This window comes from Colwellia sp. PAMC 20917 (assembly GCF_001767295.1).
In the GTDB taxonomy this organism is placed as follows: Bacteria; Pseudomonadota; Gammaproteobacteria; order Enterobacterales; family Alteromonadaceae; genus Colwellia_A.
Genome location: NZ_CP014944.1, coordinates 1,086,452 through 1,104,829 on the forward strand (window position 1 = coordinate 1,086,452; position 18,378 = coordinate 1,104,829).

18 protein-coding genes are annotated in these 18,378 nt (G+C 38.6%); 4 read left to right on the forward strand and 14 right to left on the reverse strand.

Annotated elements, in window-relative coordinates:
* Window positions 1-20: 20 nt before the first annotated feature.
* Window positions 21-152, forward strand: coding sequence for a hypothetical protein (locus A3Q34_RS21045; RefSeq protein WP_269447179.1), 132 nt, complete (start codon window positions 21-23; stop codon window positions 150-152).
* 245 nt (window positions 153-397) lie between these two features.
* Here A3Q34_RS21045 and A3Q34_RS04645 read toward each other — a convergent pair whose 3' ends face one another.
* Genes A3Q34_RS04645 through A3Q34_RS04670 form a run of 6 tightly spaced genes read right to left on the reverse strand, consistent with a single transcriptional unit; the run spans window position 398 to window position 6,187 of the window.
* Window positions 398-730, reverse strand: coding sequence for a Na+/H+ antiporter subunit G (locus A3Q34_RS04645; RefSeq protein ID WP_070374293.1), 333 nt, complete (start codon window positions 728-730; stop codon window positions 398-400).
* Window positions 731-740: 10 nt separating this feature from the next.
* The gene (locus A3Q34_RS04650) at window positions 741-1,010 is read right to left on the reverse strand and encodes a K+/H+ antiporter subunit F (protein ID WP_070374294.1); all 270 of its coding nucleotides are present in this window, start codon (window positions 1,008-1,010) and stop codon (window positions 741-743) included.
* The gene (locus tag A3Q34_RS04655) at window positions 1,004-1,540 is read right to left on the reverse strand and encodes a Na+/H+ antiporter subunit E (RefSeq protein ID WP_070374295.1); all 537 of its coding nucleotides are present in this window, start codon (window positions 1,538-1,540) and stop codon (window positions 1,004-1,006) included. The genes A3Q34_RS04650 and A3Q34_RS04655 overlap by 7 nt, the downstream gene beginning before the upstream one ends.
* Window positions 1,540-3,057 (reverse strand): monovalent cation/H+ antiporter subunit D, encoded by a 1,518-nt coding sequence (locus A3Q34_RS04660; protein ID WP_070374296.1) that lies wholly within the window; start codon window positions 3,055-3,057, stop codon window positions 1,540-1,542. The genes A3Q34_RS04655 and A3Q34_RS04660 overlap by 1 nt, the downstream gene beginning before the upstream one ends.
* The gene (locus A3Q34_RS04665; protein ID WP_070374297.1) at window positions 3,054-3,398 is read right to left on the reverse strand and encodes a Na+/H+ antiporter subunit C; all 345 of its coding nucleotides are present in this window, start codon (window positions 3,396-3,398) and stop codon (window positions 3,054-3,056) included. The genes A3Q34_RS04660 and A3Q34_RS04665 overlap by 4 nt, the downstream gene beginning before the upstream one ends.
* Window positions 3,398-6,187 (reverse strand): monovalent cation/H+ antiporter subunit A, encoded by a 2,790-nt coding sequence (locus tag A3Q34_RS04670; protein ID WP_070374298.1) that lies wholly within the window; start codon window positions 6,185-6,187, stop codon window positions 3,398-3,400. The genes A3Q34_RS04665 and A3Q34_RS04670 overlap by 1 nt, the downstream gene beginning before the upstream one ends.
* A 283-nt stretch (window positions 6,188-6,470) precedes the next feature.
* Between A3Q34_RS04670 and A3Q34_RS04675 the strand changes: the two genes are divergently transcribed.
* Window positions 6,471-6,944, forward strand: a complete 474-nt coding sequence (locus A3Q34_RS04675; protein ID WP_070374299.1) for an Lrp/AsnC family transcriptional regulator — start codon at window positions 6,471-6,473, stop codon at window positions 6,942-6,944.
* Window positions 6,945-7,018: 74 nt separating this feature from the next.
* On the opposite strand, the gene A3Q34_RS04680 is transcribed toward A3Q34_RS04675, so the two are convergent.
* The 5 genes from A3Q34_RS04680 to A3Q34_RS04700 all read right to left on the reverse strand — a co-directional run bounded on the left by A3Q34_RS04680 (window position 7,019) and on the right by A3Q34_RS04700 (window position 11,603).
* A complete protein-coding gene (locus A3Q34_RS04680) occupies window positions 7,019-7,687 on the reverse strand; it encodes a hypothetical protein (RefSeq protein ID WP_070374300.1) in 669 nt (222 codons plus the stop codon).
* Window positions 7,688-7,843: 156 nt separating this feature from the next.
* On the reverse strand, window positions 7,844-9,166 hold the full coding sequence (locus tag A3Q34_RS04685; RefSeq protein ID WP_070374301.1) for a DUF3300 domain-containing protein: 1,323 nt from the start codon (window positions 9,164-9,166) through the stop codon (window positions 7,844-7,846).
* A 105-nt stretch (window positions 9,167-9,271) separates the two neighbouring features.
* Window positions 9,272-10,609, reverse strand: a complete 1,338-nt coding sequence (locus A3Q34_RS04690; RefSeq protein WP_070374302.1) for an ATP-binding protein — start codon at window positions 10,607-10,609, stop codon at window positions 9,272-9,274.
* Between the two features lie 26 nt (window positions 10,610-10,635).
* Window positions 10,636-11,310, reverse strand: a complete 675-nt coding sequence (locus A3Q34_RS04695; RefSeq protein ID WP_070374303.1) for a response regulator transcription factor — start codon at window positions 11,308-11,310, stop codon at window positions 10,636-10,638.
* Between the two features lie 5 nt (window positions 11,311-11,315).
* Window positions 11,316-11,603, reverse strand: coding sequence for a PepSY domain-containing protein (locus A3Q34_RS04700; RefSeq protein ID WP_070374304.1), 288 nt, complete (start codon window positions 11,601-11,603; stop codon window positions 11,316-11,318).
* 256 nt (window positions 11,604-11,859) lie between these two features.
* Here A3Q34_RS04700 and A3Q34_RS04705 point away from each other — a divergent pair, with 256 nt between their 5' ends.
* Entirely contained in the window at window positions 11,860-12,708 is an 849-nt protein-coding gene (locus A3Q34_RS04705) for a choice-of-anchor H family protein (protein ID WP_070374305.1), read from the forward strand.
* Window positions 12,709-12,803: 95 nt separating this feature from the next.
* Here the strand turns inward: A3Q34_RS04705 and dnaJ are convergent, their stop codons facing one another.
* The 3 genes from dnaJ to grpE all read right to left on the reverse strand — a co-directional run bounded on the left by dnaJ (window position 12,804) and on the right by grpE (window position 16,945).
* A complete protein-coding gene (gene dnaJ, locus A3Q34_RS04710) occupies window positions 12,804-13,940 on the reverse strand; it encodes a molecular chaperone DnaJ (protein ID WP_070374306.1) in 1,137 nt (378 codons plus the stop codon).
* A gap of 156 nt (window positions 13,941-14,096) precedes the next feature.
* Window positions 14,097-16,010: a molecular chaperone DnaK gene (dnaK, locus tag A3Q34_RS04715; RefSeq protein ID WP_070374307.1), complete on the reverse strand. Its 1,914-nt coding sequence runs from the start codon at window positions 16,008-16,010 to the stop codon at window positions 14,097-14,099.
* A 281-nt stretch (window positions 16,011-16,291) separates the two neighbouring features.
* Window positions 16,292-16,945, reverse strand: coding sequence for a nucleotide exchange factor GrpE (gene grpE / locus A3Q34_RS04720; protein ID WP_070374308.1), 654 nt, complete (start codon window positions 16,943-16,945; stop codon window positions 16,292-16,294).
* Window positions 16,946-17,402: 457 nt separating this feature from the next.
* Between grpE and nadK the strand changes: the two genes are divergently transcribed.
* Entirely contained in the window at window positions 17,403-18,284 is an 882-nt protein-coding gene (gene nadK / locus A3Q34_RS04725; RefSeq protein WP_070374309.1) for an NAD(+) kinase, read from the forward strand.
* Window positions 18,285-18,378: the final 94 nt, after the last annotated feature.

Below are 18,378 nucleotides of genomic sequence, written 5' to 3' on the forward strand. Positions count from 1 at the left end.
CATGACACTGTCGCAATGGTGTGAAGATTGATACGGTAGAAAATGCGGGTATTTACCGTGACCGTGAACGTCGCACAACAGGTAGCCAATTCGTGTATCAAATTTGTGACGCATCTACAGCATGTTCAAATGAAGTAACCGTTAACTTCTAAGCTTCATTTAACAGAATGATGATTAGGCAATAAAACGCCAGATAATAGTTATAACACCGATATATTAAGTAGTAGATACTAATGTTCTAGCTAGCTAAAAATCCCTAACAATTAAAACAGTTAGGGATTTTTTATTTTAATAAGGTGTTGATATTCAGTTAAATAATGTAAAAAAAACACTGAGCATCAAGACGCTCAGTGTTTTATATTTAACAGCTACTTTATTGAGTTAACGCTAGAAAAGATTAAACATCATCTTCAATGTTATCTATGCCTTTTGTGCGTTCTATACTCTCAAGCTTGTGATGAATAGCCGCTTTAATCATCATATAGGCACTGATGGGTGCAGTAAGTAATAAAAATAGCGAGATCAGTATTTCTTTTACGCTAAACCCTGTATGAGTGGTACTAAAAAAGATCATTGCAGCAGTTAGCAAGGATGCCATGCCGAGTGTTGTAGCTTTAGTGGGTCCATGAAGTCGCATAAAAAAATCTGGCATTTTTACTAAGCCAATAGAGCCAACGAGTACAAAAGAGCCGCCAATTAATAATAATATTGAAATAATCCATTCTGCCATAACTTACCCCTTACTCTATAATATCGCCACGCAGCAAATACTTACATACCGCAACAGTACTAACAAATCCTAACATAGCGATTAACAGCGCTGCTTCAAAATATAATGCAGTGCCCATACTCATACCGTATAAAATGATCAATGCGATTGTATTGATATACATCGTATCGAGTGCAAGTATTCTATCGGGTATAGAAGGTCCCATTAATAAGCGCCATACATTTAATAATAACGACAAACCTATCATGGCAAAAACAATTGAAATCACATTTTCTAACATTGAAACATCTCCTTAAGAGGCGCTTCATAACGTTGTTTAATCATTTTTATTAAGGCCTGTTCATCTTTAAGATCTAAAACGTGTATTAGCAAAAACTGTTGTTCAAGCTTTTCACCTTCACTTAAACTTTCTCTCCAAGGGTACACTTCCGCACTAACAGTGCCTGGCGTTAATGACACAGTACTTGCCAAAATAGTAATGGGCAAACTGTGTGTTAAGTCTAGTGGTACTTTAACAAACCCAGGCGTTAGTTTTTTAGTGGGCCCTAATATTAAAATAGCAACCTGAACATTCGCCGTAATAATGTCATATAAAACCAACGCTAAATGACGCAGCGCTAAACCAGGCTTAATAATGATGGGTTGCTTTGTTCTAAAAGGACTAGTCACCAAAGGAATGACTATCGCTAAAGTAGTGGCTAAGAAAATATGCCCTGCTGACAAGCTGTTATTTAACACCAACCAGACAGTAAACAGTACCAGGCTCATTAAAGGAGCGGGTAGCCATTTAAATCGTGTTTCTAATCGCATTACTGTCCTCCTGAAAGGATAAGTTTGATATTGTTATTAAAATCATGTAACTGGGTAGCTGCACCAATGGCATACTCACTTAATGGTCCAGCAAAAATAGTCATTAATGGTGCGCCAGAGATGAGAATAAGCAAGGCGACTAATTGCGCTGGATGAACACGTTCTTGCTTAGTATCAGTGGTTATTTTAGCATGATGATGCCAAAACAACGTGCTACCTGCTTTAGACACAGCAAATAATATAGCTAAACTTGCAAAGAGATATATTGGCCAAAACACTAAGGTGTATTCAGCATTTAAAGTTGCTTTAAGCAGCCATACTTTTCCAATGAAACCAGACAAAGGTGGCATGCCTATCACCGCAATCGCCGCAATCAAAAAACAAGCGCCAAGCAACTTCGGCTGAGAAACAGCAGAGCCTGCAGAAATACGGTCGGCAACATCACCACGCTGGCGGCCAATTAAATCAGCTAAAATAAAGAGCGCTGCTGTAACCAACGTTGAGTGCACTAAGTAATAGATAGCGGCGGAAGTTGCTTCAATAGTTTGTACCGCAACTAATGCAACCAAGGTCCCCACCGACACAATCACCAAATTAGCGATTAACTTTCTTAAATCTTTACTGGCTAAAACACCTACCGCGCCCATAGCAATTGTAGCAAGCGCTAACCACCACAACCAACTTTGCGCCATATGAGTTAATTCGCCCGCTTCATCACCAAATATAAGCGTATAAACACGCATCATTGAATAGACGCCGACTTTTGTCATAATGGCAAATAATGCAGCGACAACAGGCATTGCTGTTGCATAAGTATTGGGCAACCACAAATGTAGTGGTAACAAAGCGCCTTTTAAAGCAAATACCACCAATAATAACATCCCACCTATTTTGGCTAAGTAAACATCATCACCTTGTAAAAGTGCTACTTTCTGAGCCATATCAGCCATATTTAGTGTACCTAATACACCATATAAAATCCCTAAAGCAATCAAGAAAATCGCTGAACCAACCAGGTTAAGGATCACGTACTGCAAAGCAACTCGGGTATTTTTTTTATCTCCACCATGCATTAACAACGAATACGAGGCGATAAGTAAGACTTCAAAAAAGACGAATAGATTAAAAGCATCACCGGTTAAGAATGCGCCGTTGACCCCTAAAATTAAAAAATGTACAAGTGGATGAAAAAAACTCCCTTTATCATCATCTCCGGCACTCGCATATAACACACAGACAACACCGAGCAATGTCGTTAAACACACTAATAATGTTGAGAGGGGATCAGCAACAAGTACAATACCAAAAGGTGCACTCCAATCGCCGATAGCATAAACCTGAGTACCATCAGCTTGGACTTTGAGGAGTAAAGCCAATGAGACGGCAAATGTAAAAACGCTGAGTACGACAGAAGCCACTCTTCGGGTACTTTTATTGGAGCCAAAGGGAGGCATCAATAAAATAACACCCGCGAGTATCGGCAATAAAATCGGTAAAAAGGTCAAATTCTGGATCATACATTTACCTTTTTATCTTTTTCTGGCTGGCCATCTACATGGTCACTGCCTAGATCTGCTCGCCCTCTGATAGCTAAAATAACCACGAAGGCAGTCATTGCAAAACCAATAACTATCGCGGTTAACACTAAAGCTTGTGGCAATGGATCGGTATATTCTGAAGAAGTTCCAAGCACCGCAGCATTATTAATGCTAAGTCGCCCAGATGAAAACAGAAATAAATTAACCGCGTAAGAAAACATTGTTAACCCTAATACGATAGGGAACGTTCTAGAACGTAAGATGAGAAATACGCCACAAGACACTAAAAGCCCAACGCAGGATGCGTAAAGTAATTCCATTAAATTTTCACCTCTTCTTTAGGCCCGCTAGCTAATTGACCAAGACTTGCCAAAATCATTAATGTCGCGCCTACAACTGTAATATAAACACCCAGATCAAAGATCAGTGCACTGGCAAGTTCAATTTTACCAATGATGGGAATATCGAAATAGTCAAACCAAGTAGTCATAAACGGCCTACCAAAGAACCAACTACCCACACCAGTAAGTGTCGCAATAGCAATTCCTGAGGCAATAATTTTCCGATAATTAATCGTTAAACGAGTAGATATCCAGGCTGAGCCATGTGCAATATACTGTAAAATAAAGGCAACTGAGGTCACTAAACCTGCAATAAATCCACCACCGGGAAGATTATGACCACGTAAGAAAATATAAAACGAGATCATTAATGCCAAGGGGAGTAATGACTGAGAAATACTGGCTAATAAAATAGGGTAACGCTCTTTCGCCCATAGTCGCCCTTGACTATCCCTAATAGGAAGAAGTAACGGTAGGTTGATTAAAAGCTTATAAATACCCAGTGCAGCAATACCTAATACGCAAATTTCACCTAAGGTGTCAAAGCCACGAAAATCAACCAAAATCACATTAACAACATTGGTACCACCGCCACCTGTTTTAGCATTGGCTAAGAAAAATTCTGATATTGACTCAAATGGGCGAGTAATTAATGCATAGCAAATACTCGCGACCACAACCCCTAAAGCCGCAGAGATCCCTAAATCGCGTACCACACGCATAGAGCTAGACTCTTTGGGGGAATGCTGTGGTAAGAAAAACAAGGCCAACATCAGTAAAACAATAGTGACGACTTCAACCGTTAATTGCGTTAAGGCTAAATCAGGTGCTGAGAAGCGAGTAAACACGACAGACACCATCAAACCGACAACTGATATCATCAACAACGATACCACTCTTGCACGATACCAAATCACCGTACTTATTGCGCCAATCATTAATAATGCTGCGCCAATCGCGTTATGAAGATCAATGGGCGTCAATTCTTTTTGACCGCCGAGTTGGTGCATTTCAAATAATGGCCAACCGGCAAAGATTAAAACAAAAACAAACATCAACATTAGATAACGTTGTAAAGAACCATTTTCTATGTCGTTTATTTTTCGCTGACTCCACTTTGTAATGAGATATATACTGTCATCAAAAGTCTTCTTGGCGTTCAAGCTAGGCATAGATGCCTGAAATTGAAATAGATAACGTCGCTGGGTATATATAAATAAACCACCGATTACTGCTATAGCACTCATCAAGAGTGGCAAATTAAAACCGTGCCATAACGCAACTTTAAATTCAGGAACATATCCACCGAGTACGGCAAAAGACGCTGCTTTTAAAATATCATCAATAATAAAGTTAGGAAATACTCCGACGATTAAACATAAAGCGACCAGTATTTCGATAGGCACTCGCATATAACGCGGTGGCTCACTGGGTTGTTTAGGTAAATCAATAGGGTCACCATTAAAGAAAACATCGTGAATAAAGCGAGCTGAGTAAGCGACAGCTAATGCTCCTGCAACGGTAGCAAGTACAGGTATAAGCCAAGACATAGACCCAAGTAATTGTTGGTGCAATGTTTCAGCAAAAAACATTTCTTTAGACAAGAAACCATTTAACAGCGGTACACCCGCCATCGCGGCCGCAGCAACCATGGCTAACGTCGCCGTATAAGGCATAAATCGCCACATACCGTTAAGTTTGCGCATATCACGCGTACCCGTTTCATGGTCAATAATACCCGTTGCCATAAATAATGAAGCTTTAAATATGGCATGATTGATTATATGAAAAATGGCGGCAACAGCGGCAAGCTTAGTATCCAAACCGAATAATAAGGTGATTAACCCTAAATGACTGATCGTTGAATAGGCTAACAGCCCTTTTAAATCATGTTTAAATAACGCAATATAAGCGCCGAGTAACATGGTAGTTAATCCGGTTAAACTCACCAGAATAAACCATATATCGGTACCCGCTAATGCAGGATAAAAGCGCGCTAATAAGAAAATCCCAGCCTTTACCATAGTAGCAGAATGTAGATAAGCACTTACCGGCGTTGGCGCAGCCATAGCATGAGGTAGCCAAAAGTGAAAAGGAAACTGTGCCGATTTTGTGAAAGCGCCCAATAAAACTAAAATTAAAGTGATTTCATACCAAGCATGCGCTTGAATAATTTCTCTGCTCGCTAAGATCGCATCTAAATTATAACTACCAACGATATTACCCAGTAAAAGCAAACCCGCCAGTAATGCTAAACCACCACCACCGGTTACGATTAAGGCCATGATTGCGCCCTTACGTGCCTCGGGTTTATGCCACCAATAGCTAATTAACAAAAACGAACTAATACTGGTTAGCTCCCAAAAGAACCAGAGCTGAATGATATTATTCGACATGACAATACCAAGCATCGCTGTCATAAATAACATCAAATAAGCATAAAGCTTAGGCATAGAGTCTTTACTACTGAGGTAATAACGGGCATAAAAGATAACTAATATGCCTATTCCTAAGATCATAAATACAAACAACAGCGCTAAGCCATCTAAACGGAAGGCGATATCTATACCCAGTAAAGGGATCCAAGAGATTGTTTCCCTAATAACCTTGCCAGCAAAAATAGCTGGCGCTAAGCTAATCGTCATGAATAATGCAATGATCGGCATTAACAACGTCAACGCAGTTGATTGATTACGTGTTAATTTTCCCGTTCTTGAGGAAATAATACTGCCTAGTAACGATAGCAGGGGTATCCAAAGCAAAGTCATAGAGTAAGCCTTTTTATTTTTATTATTATTATGAGAAGTAATGGCATCGGAACATAGACATAATATGTAGCTAAACTAAATTTAACAACATTATCTTCTTATAAAAGTGTAATTGAAATTAATTTAAAGCACTTTAGTATAAACTGAATAAAAGTTAAACGATGAATATTCGGAAAAGCATTGTTTATTCGACAATTGTTTGATTATCAACCACAGTGCATTGGTTAATAAGAGAATAGTCGGTATAGTGTTAATTTACTATATAAATAGAAGACTTACCATAATGAAAAAATTAGATGATATAGATTTACGCATTTTAACCATTTTATATCGCGATGCTGATATCACTAATAAAGAGTTAGCTTCTCAAATAGGGGTAGCACCTTCTACGTGTTTAGAGCGTGTAAAGCGTATGAAACATAAAAATATAATTACCGGCGCTTGTATCGAGATTGATTTCAAAAGTTTAGGTGGAAATATAGAAGCCATTGCCGCTATTCGTTTGCAGCCCTATTCTGAAGATATTGTTAACAACCTTCGCGACGATTTACTTAAACTTCCTGAAATTGTTAGCTTATATCACATGGGCGGCAGCTATGATTACTTCATTCATATGTCAGTTAAAGACAGTGAACATTTACGACAGTTTGTCTTTAATGCAATTACCTCAAGAGACGAAGTAACCACCGTAGAAACCTCCCTTATTTTTGAGCACAGTCGCAGCGGGGTATTGCCCAACTTTGATGATGAGGACTAATCAGTCTGAATCATTATACAATAGTGCTTTAACGCTAGAAGCCTCGTTATAAAGAAGGCTTCTATTGATAATAATTATTTTTCAAAGTCTTTGCTTTCAAAATACAGTGGACTTATTGTGCCGCAATTGAGGAACTTATACAGCAGCTCAGTTTCTTTTGGCACGGCTACTGAAGTACGAAAGCGTGGCAAGCACCCTGCTTCTATGTCAATATTTAGTATCTGTGAAAAACTAGGTGCTTTTTGAATTTTATGAATATAAATTTTATAATTCTTTTTCAAATCAACAACGTCATACTCTTGCTGATTACTTGAATCCTTTATATCGTCAAGTTCACGAACGTATAATTTTTTAGCAAAGGTTAAGGGTATATTTTCATAAACCAACATTCCCCCTCGAGAAAAATGCCCTGCGTATACATCAGCCATAATGACCATTTCCTCGCCTCGCATCAAACGTTGCAAATTAAAAGGTTCGGCTTTTATCGTCGTTAATTGCCCATCACGTACGGTTTGCAAAAGTGCTAAATCTTTATTCTCAATTTTATATAATAACTGCACATTACTTGGTCTGTCATATGTTGTCATCACCGAAGCATATATAGCAGAGCGCTGAACAAAGAGCACCATATTATGTTCACCCATAAATGAAGGATCTATTGGCGGTAACTCTTTAACTTCTTCATTAGCAAAGCTGGTTGAATTTAATATAATTAAGAGTAAAACAAGTAAAAGTCTTTTCATTAAAGTTCGCTCGATAAAATGTATTTGACGTTAGACCGAAACGAGTGATCGGTCTAATTATAAAAGGTGATTATAAACCATCTATAAAAAAAGGCTAAATGAATTAACATTCAACCAATTTGTTTTAAAAAATACAGCACTACAAATATAAAGTGGCTAATATCGTTGCTTATCAGCGTTTGAACGCTTTGTTTTAACAATCCTAATTTGTTTATCATGCTTTTCGTTTGAACGATGTCTTTTAGAACGAATTGAAGTATCCGCTGAACGATAAGCCTGCTGCTTGGCAATTTTTTTATCGATGCTAGTGGCAAGCTTTTTGGGCTTTTCTTTATTTACAGTTCGACTTGCTCGGTAAACCTTTTCAGCTTTAGCTTTTTTAGACTGATCATAAGTTCTATGCTGTCTTGATGTCGGTTTTGATACAGGTTTAGAAAAAGCATTTGTCGCCTTATCAGTTATACGGTTTACTCGTCGAGCGTTTTCATTGGGCTTGTGCCTTATGGTAGATACCGCTCGCTTGGTATTACCTTGTAGCTTATTATGCACGACAGCATGATTTCTCTTGCTAGATTCATTGCTCCTTACACGTTTGTCCTTATACTTAACGCGAGTATGCTTGTTTCGATATGCGACACCTTTACGGTGAACTGGCTGGTGTCTCCAACGTTTAGCATAGCCACCATTAGCAATTAAGTGACGAGGACGCTGTTCATAGTAGCGATATGAAGAACGACGAGTATTCGCTACAACCACCTGGCGACTATGCCAATGAAAAGCACTAAAAAAATAATCAAACGAAATATGAACGCCAGCATGCCAATAAAAAGGATTGGAGCGACTTACATAAACACTTCGATGTGGTTGCCAGTAAACAGGAGGATAAGATGACCAATGCCAAGCACCATAAACCATGCGTGTATCATAATATGGCACATAAACAATCTCCTTTTCTCTTGCTTCAATAACAATATTACTGTCTTGATAGCTAACCTCCATATTATCCATTTCACCAAGGTTTCCGGCAAGTTGAGCTTGCTTTCTTAACCGTTGAATACTTGCTAATAATATCGACTCATCTTGTAAAAAAGCATCACCGAGCTGTTGAGTCCATGCTAAATCTTCACTAAGTCGGCTAAGAATACGCTCAAAAGGCACTAATGCTTTAACACTGGCATCCCAATTAAAATCTTTTACCGCTTGAGCCACTTGCTCAGTATTTAGCCTAGTGTTTTTCTTTAGCCAGCGATGGGCTTCGATTATTTCAATGGGATAGGTAGCAGCAATTAAGATATGAGTTAATAGGCTGTCGGGATAAAGTGCAATAGGTGCTAGCATTTGTGCTAATTCAGCTTCACTAAATAGCTGCTGCTCTTGTTGCACTTGTTGCTGAAGCGCTGATTGTGCGGGCTGGTACTCAGCGAATAAATTAAAGCTAACTAAGGCAGCAAAGCTGAATAAAAACGTGACTTTTTTCATCGTTATAATCCTTATGACTAATTCTAGAACACAAAGATAACAACACTAAACTGAACGTAACCTGAACAGCTTCCTCGGTTATTTGTTAACAAAGCTTACAAAGGCTTAAAAGATCAGTGTAAAAACAGCACCATTCAGTGTTGTTGAGTTGCTGATGGTTAATTGGCCTTGATAACTACTGACTAAATCATTAACAATAGCCAAACCAATACCATGACCGGCTTGATAGGTGTCTGCTCTGCCACCACGCGATAAAATAATTTCGCGTTGAGATGCTTCGATACCCGCGCCATCATCGGCAATTTCAATCGTTAATATTTTTGCAGAACTAATCACGCTAATGGCAATTTTTTGCTTAGCCGCTTTACAGGCGTTATCGAGAAGGTTTCCTAAAATCTCCATTAAATCGGCTTCATCACCCTTAAATATCGCACTTGCATCAACATTGACGGCAAATGATAAATTCTTATCATGATATATTTTCGCTAACGTGCTGATCAGCTTGTCAACTACGGGCTTAATTTTCACGCCTAAATGCCATGAAGACTGCCCGGCACTTTGAGCTCTTTTAAGTTGATGTTCAATGATGTTATTAATTAATGTTAATTGTTCACCAGCGCTTGCTGAAATATCCTGTTGGCTTTGAATAACGGCCAGTGGATTTTTAAGGCTATGCGCTAAGTCTGACAAGGCATTACGATAGCGTTTTCGTTGATTTTCTTCCAATGCCAGTAAGGCGTTTAGTTGCTGCGTCACCGGTTGTAATTCAAGAGGATAGTTGGCATCTAAGGCTTTCTTTTGCCCTTTCTCTATATGCTCAAGCTCTTGAGATAATACGGTTAATGGTTTTAAGGTCCATAACAACCAGAAAATTTGTACAAAAACAAAGACAACCATTAATGCCAGCAACCATGCCCATAATGTTTTTTCAAAGTCATTGAGGGCGTTTAACAAGGCTCGTTGGTCTTTTATCAGGTGCAGTGTTATTTCAAAGTCTTGGCCGTTATCAGAAAAACTCGCACTAAAGCTATAAAGTAGATGAGGACTGTCCGCTAGGCTTATTTTTGAAATCAGTGTTTGCCCAACATCAGGCGATGGTAATACCGCCGTTAGAGACAAGGTTAGCAGAGATTGTGATTGCCAAAGTATTTGGTTTTTTATCGCGCCTATTTGCGTTTCTTGTGACCGTTTGGTAATTAAGGCATACAAGCCTGATTGGTTAATATTGAATTGGTTTTCTAGTAAGAGCTCCGGGATTAACAAGAGATTATTTTCAACTTCTGCCACAGTAAAAATAGAATAACTATAGGCTTTTAACTCGTTTTTCAACGCTACATTTAATTGCCGTTCAAAGGCATTCGATAAGGTTAAGCCAATAATAGGCAGCATCACTACCGTCATCGCTAACGTACTTAATAATAATCGAACTTTTAAAGAGTTCATTTACTTGGTATATCCACGTGACCTCATTAATCTAACCGCTTTAATTTATAGCCATGACCGCGCAAGGTTTCGATAAAACCATAGCTATTATCTGGGTCGAGTTTTTTTCTTAAGCGCCTGATAAATACTTCAATAACATTTGAATCGAGATCGAAGTCTTGGTCATAAATATGTTCAGTCAGTGTTGCCTTTGACGTCACTTCGTCAAGGTGAAGCATCATATACTCAAGTAACTTATATTCTGAACTACTTAACTTTATTGCCTTATTATCGACTTCAACCTGCAAACTTTTGGTATTAAGACTTAACGGGCCATTCTTTATTAATGGACTTGCTTGCCCTGCAGAACGTCTGATCAGTGCATTTAAGCGGGCGAGTAATTCTTCGGCTTGAAAAGGCTTGGTTAAATAATCATCGGCTCCGGCATCTAAACCGGCCACTTTATCTTGCCAACTATCTCTTGCAGTTAACACCAAAATGGGAAAGTCGATATTTTTTTCACGTAGAGATCTAATCACACTGATACCGTCTATTATAGGTAAACCAACATCTATAATAGCAGCGTCGTATGGATATTCTTGCCCTTGAAATAAGCCTGTTTCGCCATCACTCGCCACATCGACTAGATAATGAGCGGCAGTTAAGTGGGCATATAGGTTTTGCTGTAAAGCAATATCGTCTTCAATAAATAACAACCGCATAGTGATCACCCTCCATTAATCTTCCCTGTCTTAGCATCAACATATATAGAAATGATATGACCATCAGTTTTAATTAATTTTACCCGATAACCCGACTTTTTATTCTCAACCTTTAACACTTTTCCACCAAAACGACTTTTAGCTAATTTTGCGGCATCTTTACTACTTTTCACTTTCAACTGTTGCTGATTATTTTTTTGCATAGTACTTGCTGATACACCCGTTCCTTGAGCCATTGCATCAATAGAAAGTATCGCGATAAAAAGAAAAACTAACGGTAAAGCAAATTTCATGGTTATTCCAAAGACAAAGTTAAAAGTGAGTCTAACTATACATAGCCATAGCTTATTTAAAATTATATACCTTGGCAACTGAATATCAGCTGAACATTCCTTTAAAGCCGCTATATCGATTTTATAACGTGGGGGTAACTGGAGTTCCCGCGGATAAATCAACAGATATATCAAAGCTTACCAATAAAGTGTTCAGCTTACATTCATCTTTACTGCGCTTTAATAGCAACACTAAACAAAGCCGGTAGGATATATTATGTTAATAAATAATAAAGCAGCGAAGTCAGTTCGCGCGAATTCACTTAAAAAAATAATGTTATTGATAACCTTTAGCGTATTACCTTTAACTCATGTCACTGCCAGCGAATTAAAGGTTTTACCCGCTAGTGTTTCTCAAGGAGCACTTAAACACAGTATCACTGAGTCACAGCGAAAAAGAATAATTGCAACGAATAAGCTAGCCGAGCTATCCGATCAAGTCAGCGGCAAAGCGAATGCCAACATAAGAGGCTCTACACTTAATAATCAAGCCAAGAACACTGCACAAGTAAAAAGTGGTGAAGCCACACAAAAAGTGAGTAACCACTATGATCAACAGTTCAGTATTTATAGTGCGGCTAGTTTTCTGCAAGAAGATTATGACAGAGATGGCTATTATCAAACTTTCAGTGTGACTTTTGATGCAGACGTATATAGCTATAGCGAAAATCACCTCGCCGAAGTGTATGCTTTACTCTATCTCAGTAAAAATGGTGGCCCTTGGCAGCACTATTTCACCACAGATAATTTTCTTATAGAAGGTGATACTGATGCCGATGAATACGAAGTAATTTCTACATTTATGTCGGGCTATGAAAGTGATCACTACGATGTGTTAATCGACTTATATCAAGTCGGTTATCAGGGGATCGCTGCGAGTTACAGTGCGGATGACAATAACGCGTTATACGCACTGCCGTTAGAGAGTGCTGAGTATGACCAGGCTTATACTGAAGTCATCGAAGTAATAGAAGTCGTCGAGATCAGACAAACTCATGGCGGCAGTCTGTTTGGCTTATTATTGGTATTACTCAGTGGTCTACTTATGCGAGTAAAGCGCCATTAATCATTAGCCAAAAAAACAAAAAAGCCACAAACAAGTTTGTGGCTTTTTTAATGTCTATATTTTAACAAGCTTTTAGCTCATCGAATGGCAGTACTTTAGCTTTTCAGGTCATCAAAAAACTTTTTAACGCCATCAAAGAAGCCGGTCTCTTTAGGGCTATGCTTTATGGTGCTTTTACCCATCTTTTCGTCTAACTGACGTAATAAATCTGCTTGATCGCCAGACAAGTTAACCGGTGTTTCTAGAACAACTTTACACATCAAGTCGCCTATTGAGTGGCTGCGTACTGATTTAACACCTTTACCACGTAAACGGAACATTTTACCCGTTTGCGTTTCTTTAGGTATTTTCAGCTTCACTTTACCTTCAAGTGTTGGTACTTCTATTTCGCCACCCAATGCTGCTGTGGTAAAGCTAATAGGGACTTCACAATAAAGGTTGTTTTCATCACGGACAAATATTTTATGGTCACGTACATTTGCTTGTACATATAAATCACCTGCAGGTGCACCATGTTCACCAGCTTCACCTTCGCCTGACAAGCGAATTCTGTCACCTGTATCTACACCTGGCGGTATTTTCACTGAAAGTGTTTTAGTTTTTTCAACTCGGCCTTGACCGCGACATGAAGTACAAGGGCTAGCAATAACTTTACCTTTACCACTACATGTTGGACAAGTCTGTTGAACAGCAAACAAACCTTGACGCATTTGTACCTGACCATGACCATGACAAGTGGTACAAGATTTTGCACTGGTACCTTTTTTAGCGCCAGAGCCATCACAAGGCTCACAACTAACAAAAGTTGGTACTTTAATTTCTAAGGTTTTACCCCGAACAGCATCTTCAAGACTTAACTCTAGGTTGTAGCGAAGATCTGAACCTCGTTGTTGACGTTGCTGACGTCCGCCACCGCGGCCACCACCAAAAATATCACCAAAAATATCACCAAAATCTTGACCGAAGCCTCCACCACCATGACCACCGCCACCGCCATGACCACCTTGTTCAAATGCAGCATGACCATATTGGTCAAACGCAGCACGCTTTTGGTCGTCATTTAGAATTTCATAAGCTTCTTTAACTTCTTTAAATAGCTCTTCTTTGTCTTTATCACCGGCATTACGGTCAGGATGAAGCTTCATCGCTAAACGTTTGTAGGCTTTTTTGATATCACGCTCAGACGCATCTTTAGATACTTCTAGCACTTCATAATAATCGCGTTTTGACATAGTGACTTCTTTTAACTGGTGTTGAAATTTTGGATATTAATTAAGTAAAATGACATTATAAATAGTTAGCTATTTTCAATGGCATTTTATAACGATTTTTAACGTAAGAAGCGCTGGTGTTTAAACCAGCGCTTATATATTTTCCGTTATTGAAGACTATTTGTCTTCTTTAACTTCTTCAAATTCAGCGTCAACAACATCGTCATCAGCTGGCGCAGCGCCGTCTGATTCAGGAGCGCCTTCTTGAGCACCGGCTTTCGCTTGAGCAATTTCCATTAACTTCGCTGATGCTTCGATAACGGCTTGAGATTTAGCTTCAATCGCTTCTTTATCGTCGCCTTTGATCTCAGTTTCAAGTTCAGTTAAAGCTGTTTCAATTTTTTCTTTGTCTTCGCTTGGTAAGTCATCGCCCGCTTCTACAATTTGCTTGCGAGTGGTATGAACTAGACCGTCAGCTTGGTTACGTGCTTTAACTAATTCTTCAAACTTAGCATCTTCATCAGCGTTAGCTTCTGCGTCACGTACCATTTGTTCTACTTCTTCATCAGATAAACCAGAAGAAGCTTTAATGGTAATCTTCTGTTCTTTACCTGTGTTCTTATCTTTAGCGGTTACGTGTAAAATACCATCAGCATCAATATCGAAAGTTACTTCAATCTGTGGTGTTCCACGTGGTGCTGCATCGATACCTTCAAGGTTAAATTGACCTAAAGATTTGTTTGCAGACGCTTGCTTACGCTCACCTTGAACAACATGAACCGTTACCGCAGCTTGATTATCGTCAGCTGTAGAAAAGGTTTGTGACTGTTTAGTTGGGATAGTGGTGTTTTTATCGATAACTTTCGTCATCACGCCGCCCATTGTTTCGATACCTAATGATAATGGCGTAACGTCTAATAAAAGTACGTCAGTTACATCACCAGAAAGAACACCTGCTTGTATTGCTGCACCAGCGGCAACGGCTTCATCAGGGTTAACATCTTTACGAGGTTCTTTACCGAAAAATTCTGTTACTGCTTTTTGTACCATTGGCATGCGTGACTGACCACCAACTAAGATAACATCATTGATATCACTTACTGATAAGTCTGCGTCTTTAAGCGCTTGTGCTAATGGTATTAACGTTGCTTTAACCATGTCTTCAACTAAAGACTCTAATTTAGCACGCGTTACTTTAATGTTCATGTGCTTAGGGCCGCTGCCGTCAGCTGTGATGTAAGGTAAGTTAACATCTGTTTGTTGTGCTGAAGAAAGTTCACATTTAGCTTTTTCTGCTGCTTCTTTCAAACGCTGCATTGCAAGAGGATCAGTCGTTAAATCCATACCTTGGTCTTTCTTAAATTCAGCAACAAGATAGTTGATTAAACGGTTATCAAAATCTTCACCACCTAAGTGAGTATCACCGTTAGTCGCTAATACTTCAAACGTGTGCTCGCCTTCAACTTCATCAATTTCAATAATTGAAATATCGAAAGTACCACCACCTAAGTCGTAAACAGCAATAACTTTATCGCCTTCTTGCTTGTCCATGCCGTAAGCAAGAGCAGCAGCAGTTGGCTCATTGATAATACGTTTAACTTCAAGACCAGCAATACGACCCGCATCTTTAGTTGCTTGGCGTTGTGAATCATTGAAGTAAGCAGGAACTGTGATTACTGCTTCTGTTACTGCTTCGCCTAAAAAGTCTTCAGCAGTTTTTTTCATTTTCTTTAAAACTTCAGCTGAAACTTGTGGTGGTGCAACGTTCTTATCACGTGTTGTAACCCAAGCATCACCGTTGTCAGCTTTAACAATACCAAAAGGCATAATTTTAATATCACGCTGAACTTCTTCGTCTTCAAAGCGACGACCAATTAAACGCTTAATCGCGTATAATGTATTTTTTGGGTTTGTAACAGATTGGCGTTTAGCAGGTTGACCTACTAACGTTTCGCCATCTTCTGTGTATGCAATAATTGAAGGAGTTGTACGATCGCCTTCTGCATTTTCAATTACACGTGCTTTGCCGCCATCTAGTACAGCAACACAAGAGTTTGTTGTCCCTAGGTCAATACCGATTATTTTGCCCATCTTGAGGATCTCCGAATACTAATTAAAATAAAGCTTATTAAAGTAAGATTTTTTAATAAACCTGTTGATGAAACAAATAGTGGGGGCAGTAAAATCCTTTTCAACTAATTTCCAAGAAAAAAAGTAAATTTATTTCATTATTTAGCTATTTGTGAAGATTTTTTTGTTGTTTCACAGCGATAGCGATAAAACGCCTTAATAAAATTGATTTGCCTGCTAAAAACAAAAAAGCGGTAAGAAGTTTTATAGAAACTTCTTACCGCTTTTTTTAATGATATTTTTTATGCTGTGGTATCAACTACCGGAGCAGATTTAGAAACCATTACCATCGCTGGACGAATTAAACGGCCATTGAGTTCATAACCTTTTTGCATCACAGCAACAACGGTATTTGGCGCAACGCCTGGAACTTCTTGCATAGACATCGCTTGATGTAATTCAGGATTAAAAGGTTGGTCTTGTGGATCAACTCCTTTAACGCCAAATTTTTCTAACGAAGCAATTAAACCTTGTAGGGTTAATTCAAGACCTTCAATAATGCCGGTATTGTTTTCATCTTCTTTATCTATATTCTGTAACGCACGTTCTAAATTGTCTACTGACACTAACATTTCAGCAGCGAATTTTTCTAAAGCAAATTTACGTGCTTTATCGACGTCTTGTGCACTACGGCGGCGAATATTATCAACTTCGGCTTTAGCACGAACTACAGAATCTTTTTGATCTGCAATAGTGGTTTGCGCTGAAGAAAGGCTTAACTCAAGTTCGTTAATCTTTTCTTGCTCGGCACTAATCACTTCATGGGCATGAATATGTTGAACTTCGACTTGCTCTTCAGCTTGGTCGATTATTTCTTGCGCCATAATTTCTTCGGGCGTTAAAGCTTCTGTTGATGCTTCAGCTGTATTTTTGTTTTCTGTTGACTCATTAGTCATGAAAGCTCCAAAATAAACTAATAATATATTTAACAATATAAAGGTTATATAAATCTGATAACGGTAATTATGGGGACTTCTTGCTACGATTCAAGCTTAAATACCAATTTAATTAAGTTTGTTGTTACTGAGCGCTTGTCAGCGTTTTGAGAACAAATATCATTTTTTTATATATAGTCATTCTATTTAAAAGCAATTACCTGCAGTTATCCCATCGTTTAAAAACGCTTAAAGCTCTATTTTTAAAAGGCTTACAGCCTACATTGTTAGTTTCGAATAAATAAGCATTCTCTTCAATTAATGCCTTAACCCTAAATATTTTAAATCTCGATAAAAGCGAAAAATTTAATCAAAATGGTAGTCAGTAAATGATTTATAAAAAAGTCAACTTTACAAGCCATGAAAATACAGCGAAACTATTATTAATCCTAAGATACAAACAACTTACTGCGTAGACATGAGCAAAATTTATAACACCATAGGTTTAATAGGCAAACCAAATCACGAAGGAGCCGGCGCAACAATAACAGCGCTCTATCAATTTCTTACCGGACAAGGTTATCAGGTATTAATTGAAAGCTCAGTTGCCCCATCAATCGATATCGATAATCTAACGATTAGTACCCTAGTAGAAATTGGTGAACAAGCTGACCTGGCTATAGTCGTGGGCGGTGATGGGTATATGTTAGGTGCCGCGAGGGTTTTATCATGTTTTGATATCGGTGTTATTGGTGTAAACAGAGGGAACTTAGGCTTTCTTACCGATTTATCGCCCGATGAATTAATTGAACCACTTGAGAAAATTTTACGTGGCGAGTCGCGCGCTGAGCAACGTTTTATTATTGAAGCAGAAGTTTATCGCCACGGAAAATTAAAAAGCTCTAACAGTGCAGTCAATGAAGCAGTGCTACACGCAGGAAAAGTAGCCAGCATGATTGAATTTGAAGTTTATATTGATGGTAGCTTTATGTTCAGCCAACGCTCTGATGGCTTAATTGTGTCAACACCTACTGGCTCAACCGCCTATTCAATGTCGGCAGGTGGTCCAATTTTAACACCCAATTTAAATGCCTTATCTTTAGTGCCGATGTTTCCGCACACCCTAACCAGCAGACCCATAGTCGTCGACGGCAATAGTGAAATAAAATTATTACTCGCCAATGAGAACTATGAAAGCTTACAAGTAAGTTGTGATGGCCATGTTATTTTAGCGGTATTACCAGGTGATGAAGTTATTATCAGAAAAAGTGAATATACGCTGAGATTAGTTCATCCTCTAGACCATGACTACTTTAATGTACTGCGAAGTAAATTAAGTTGGGGCAATAAGCTTTATTAATTTTTAACAAATTCAAGCTGTTGAATTTTTATTCGATTAACACTTGCACAAAACCACTTTACTGTATAAATTAACAGTTATACATATTTATACA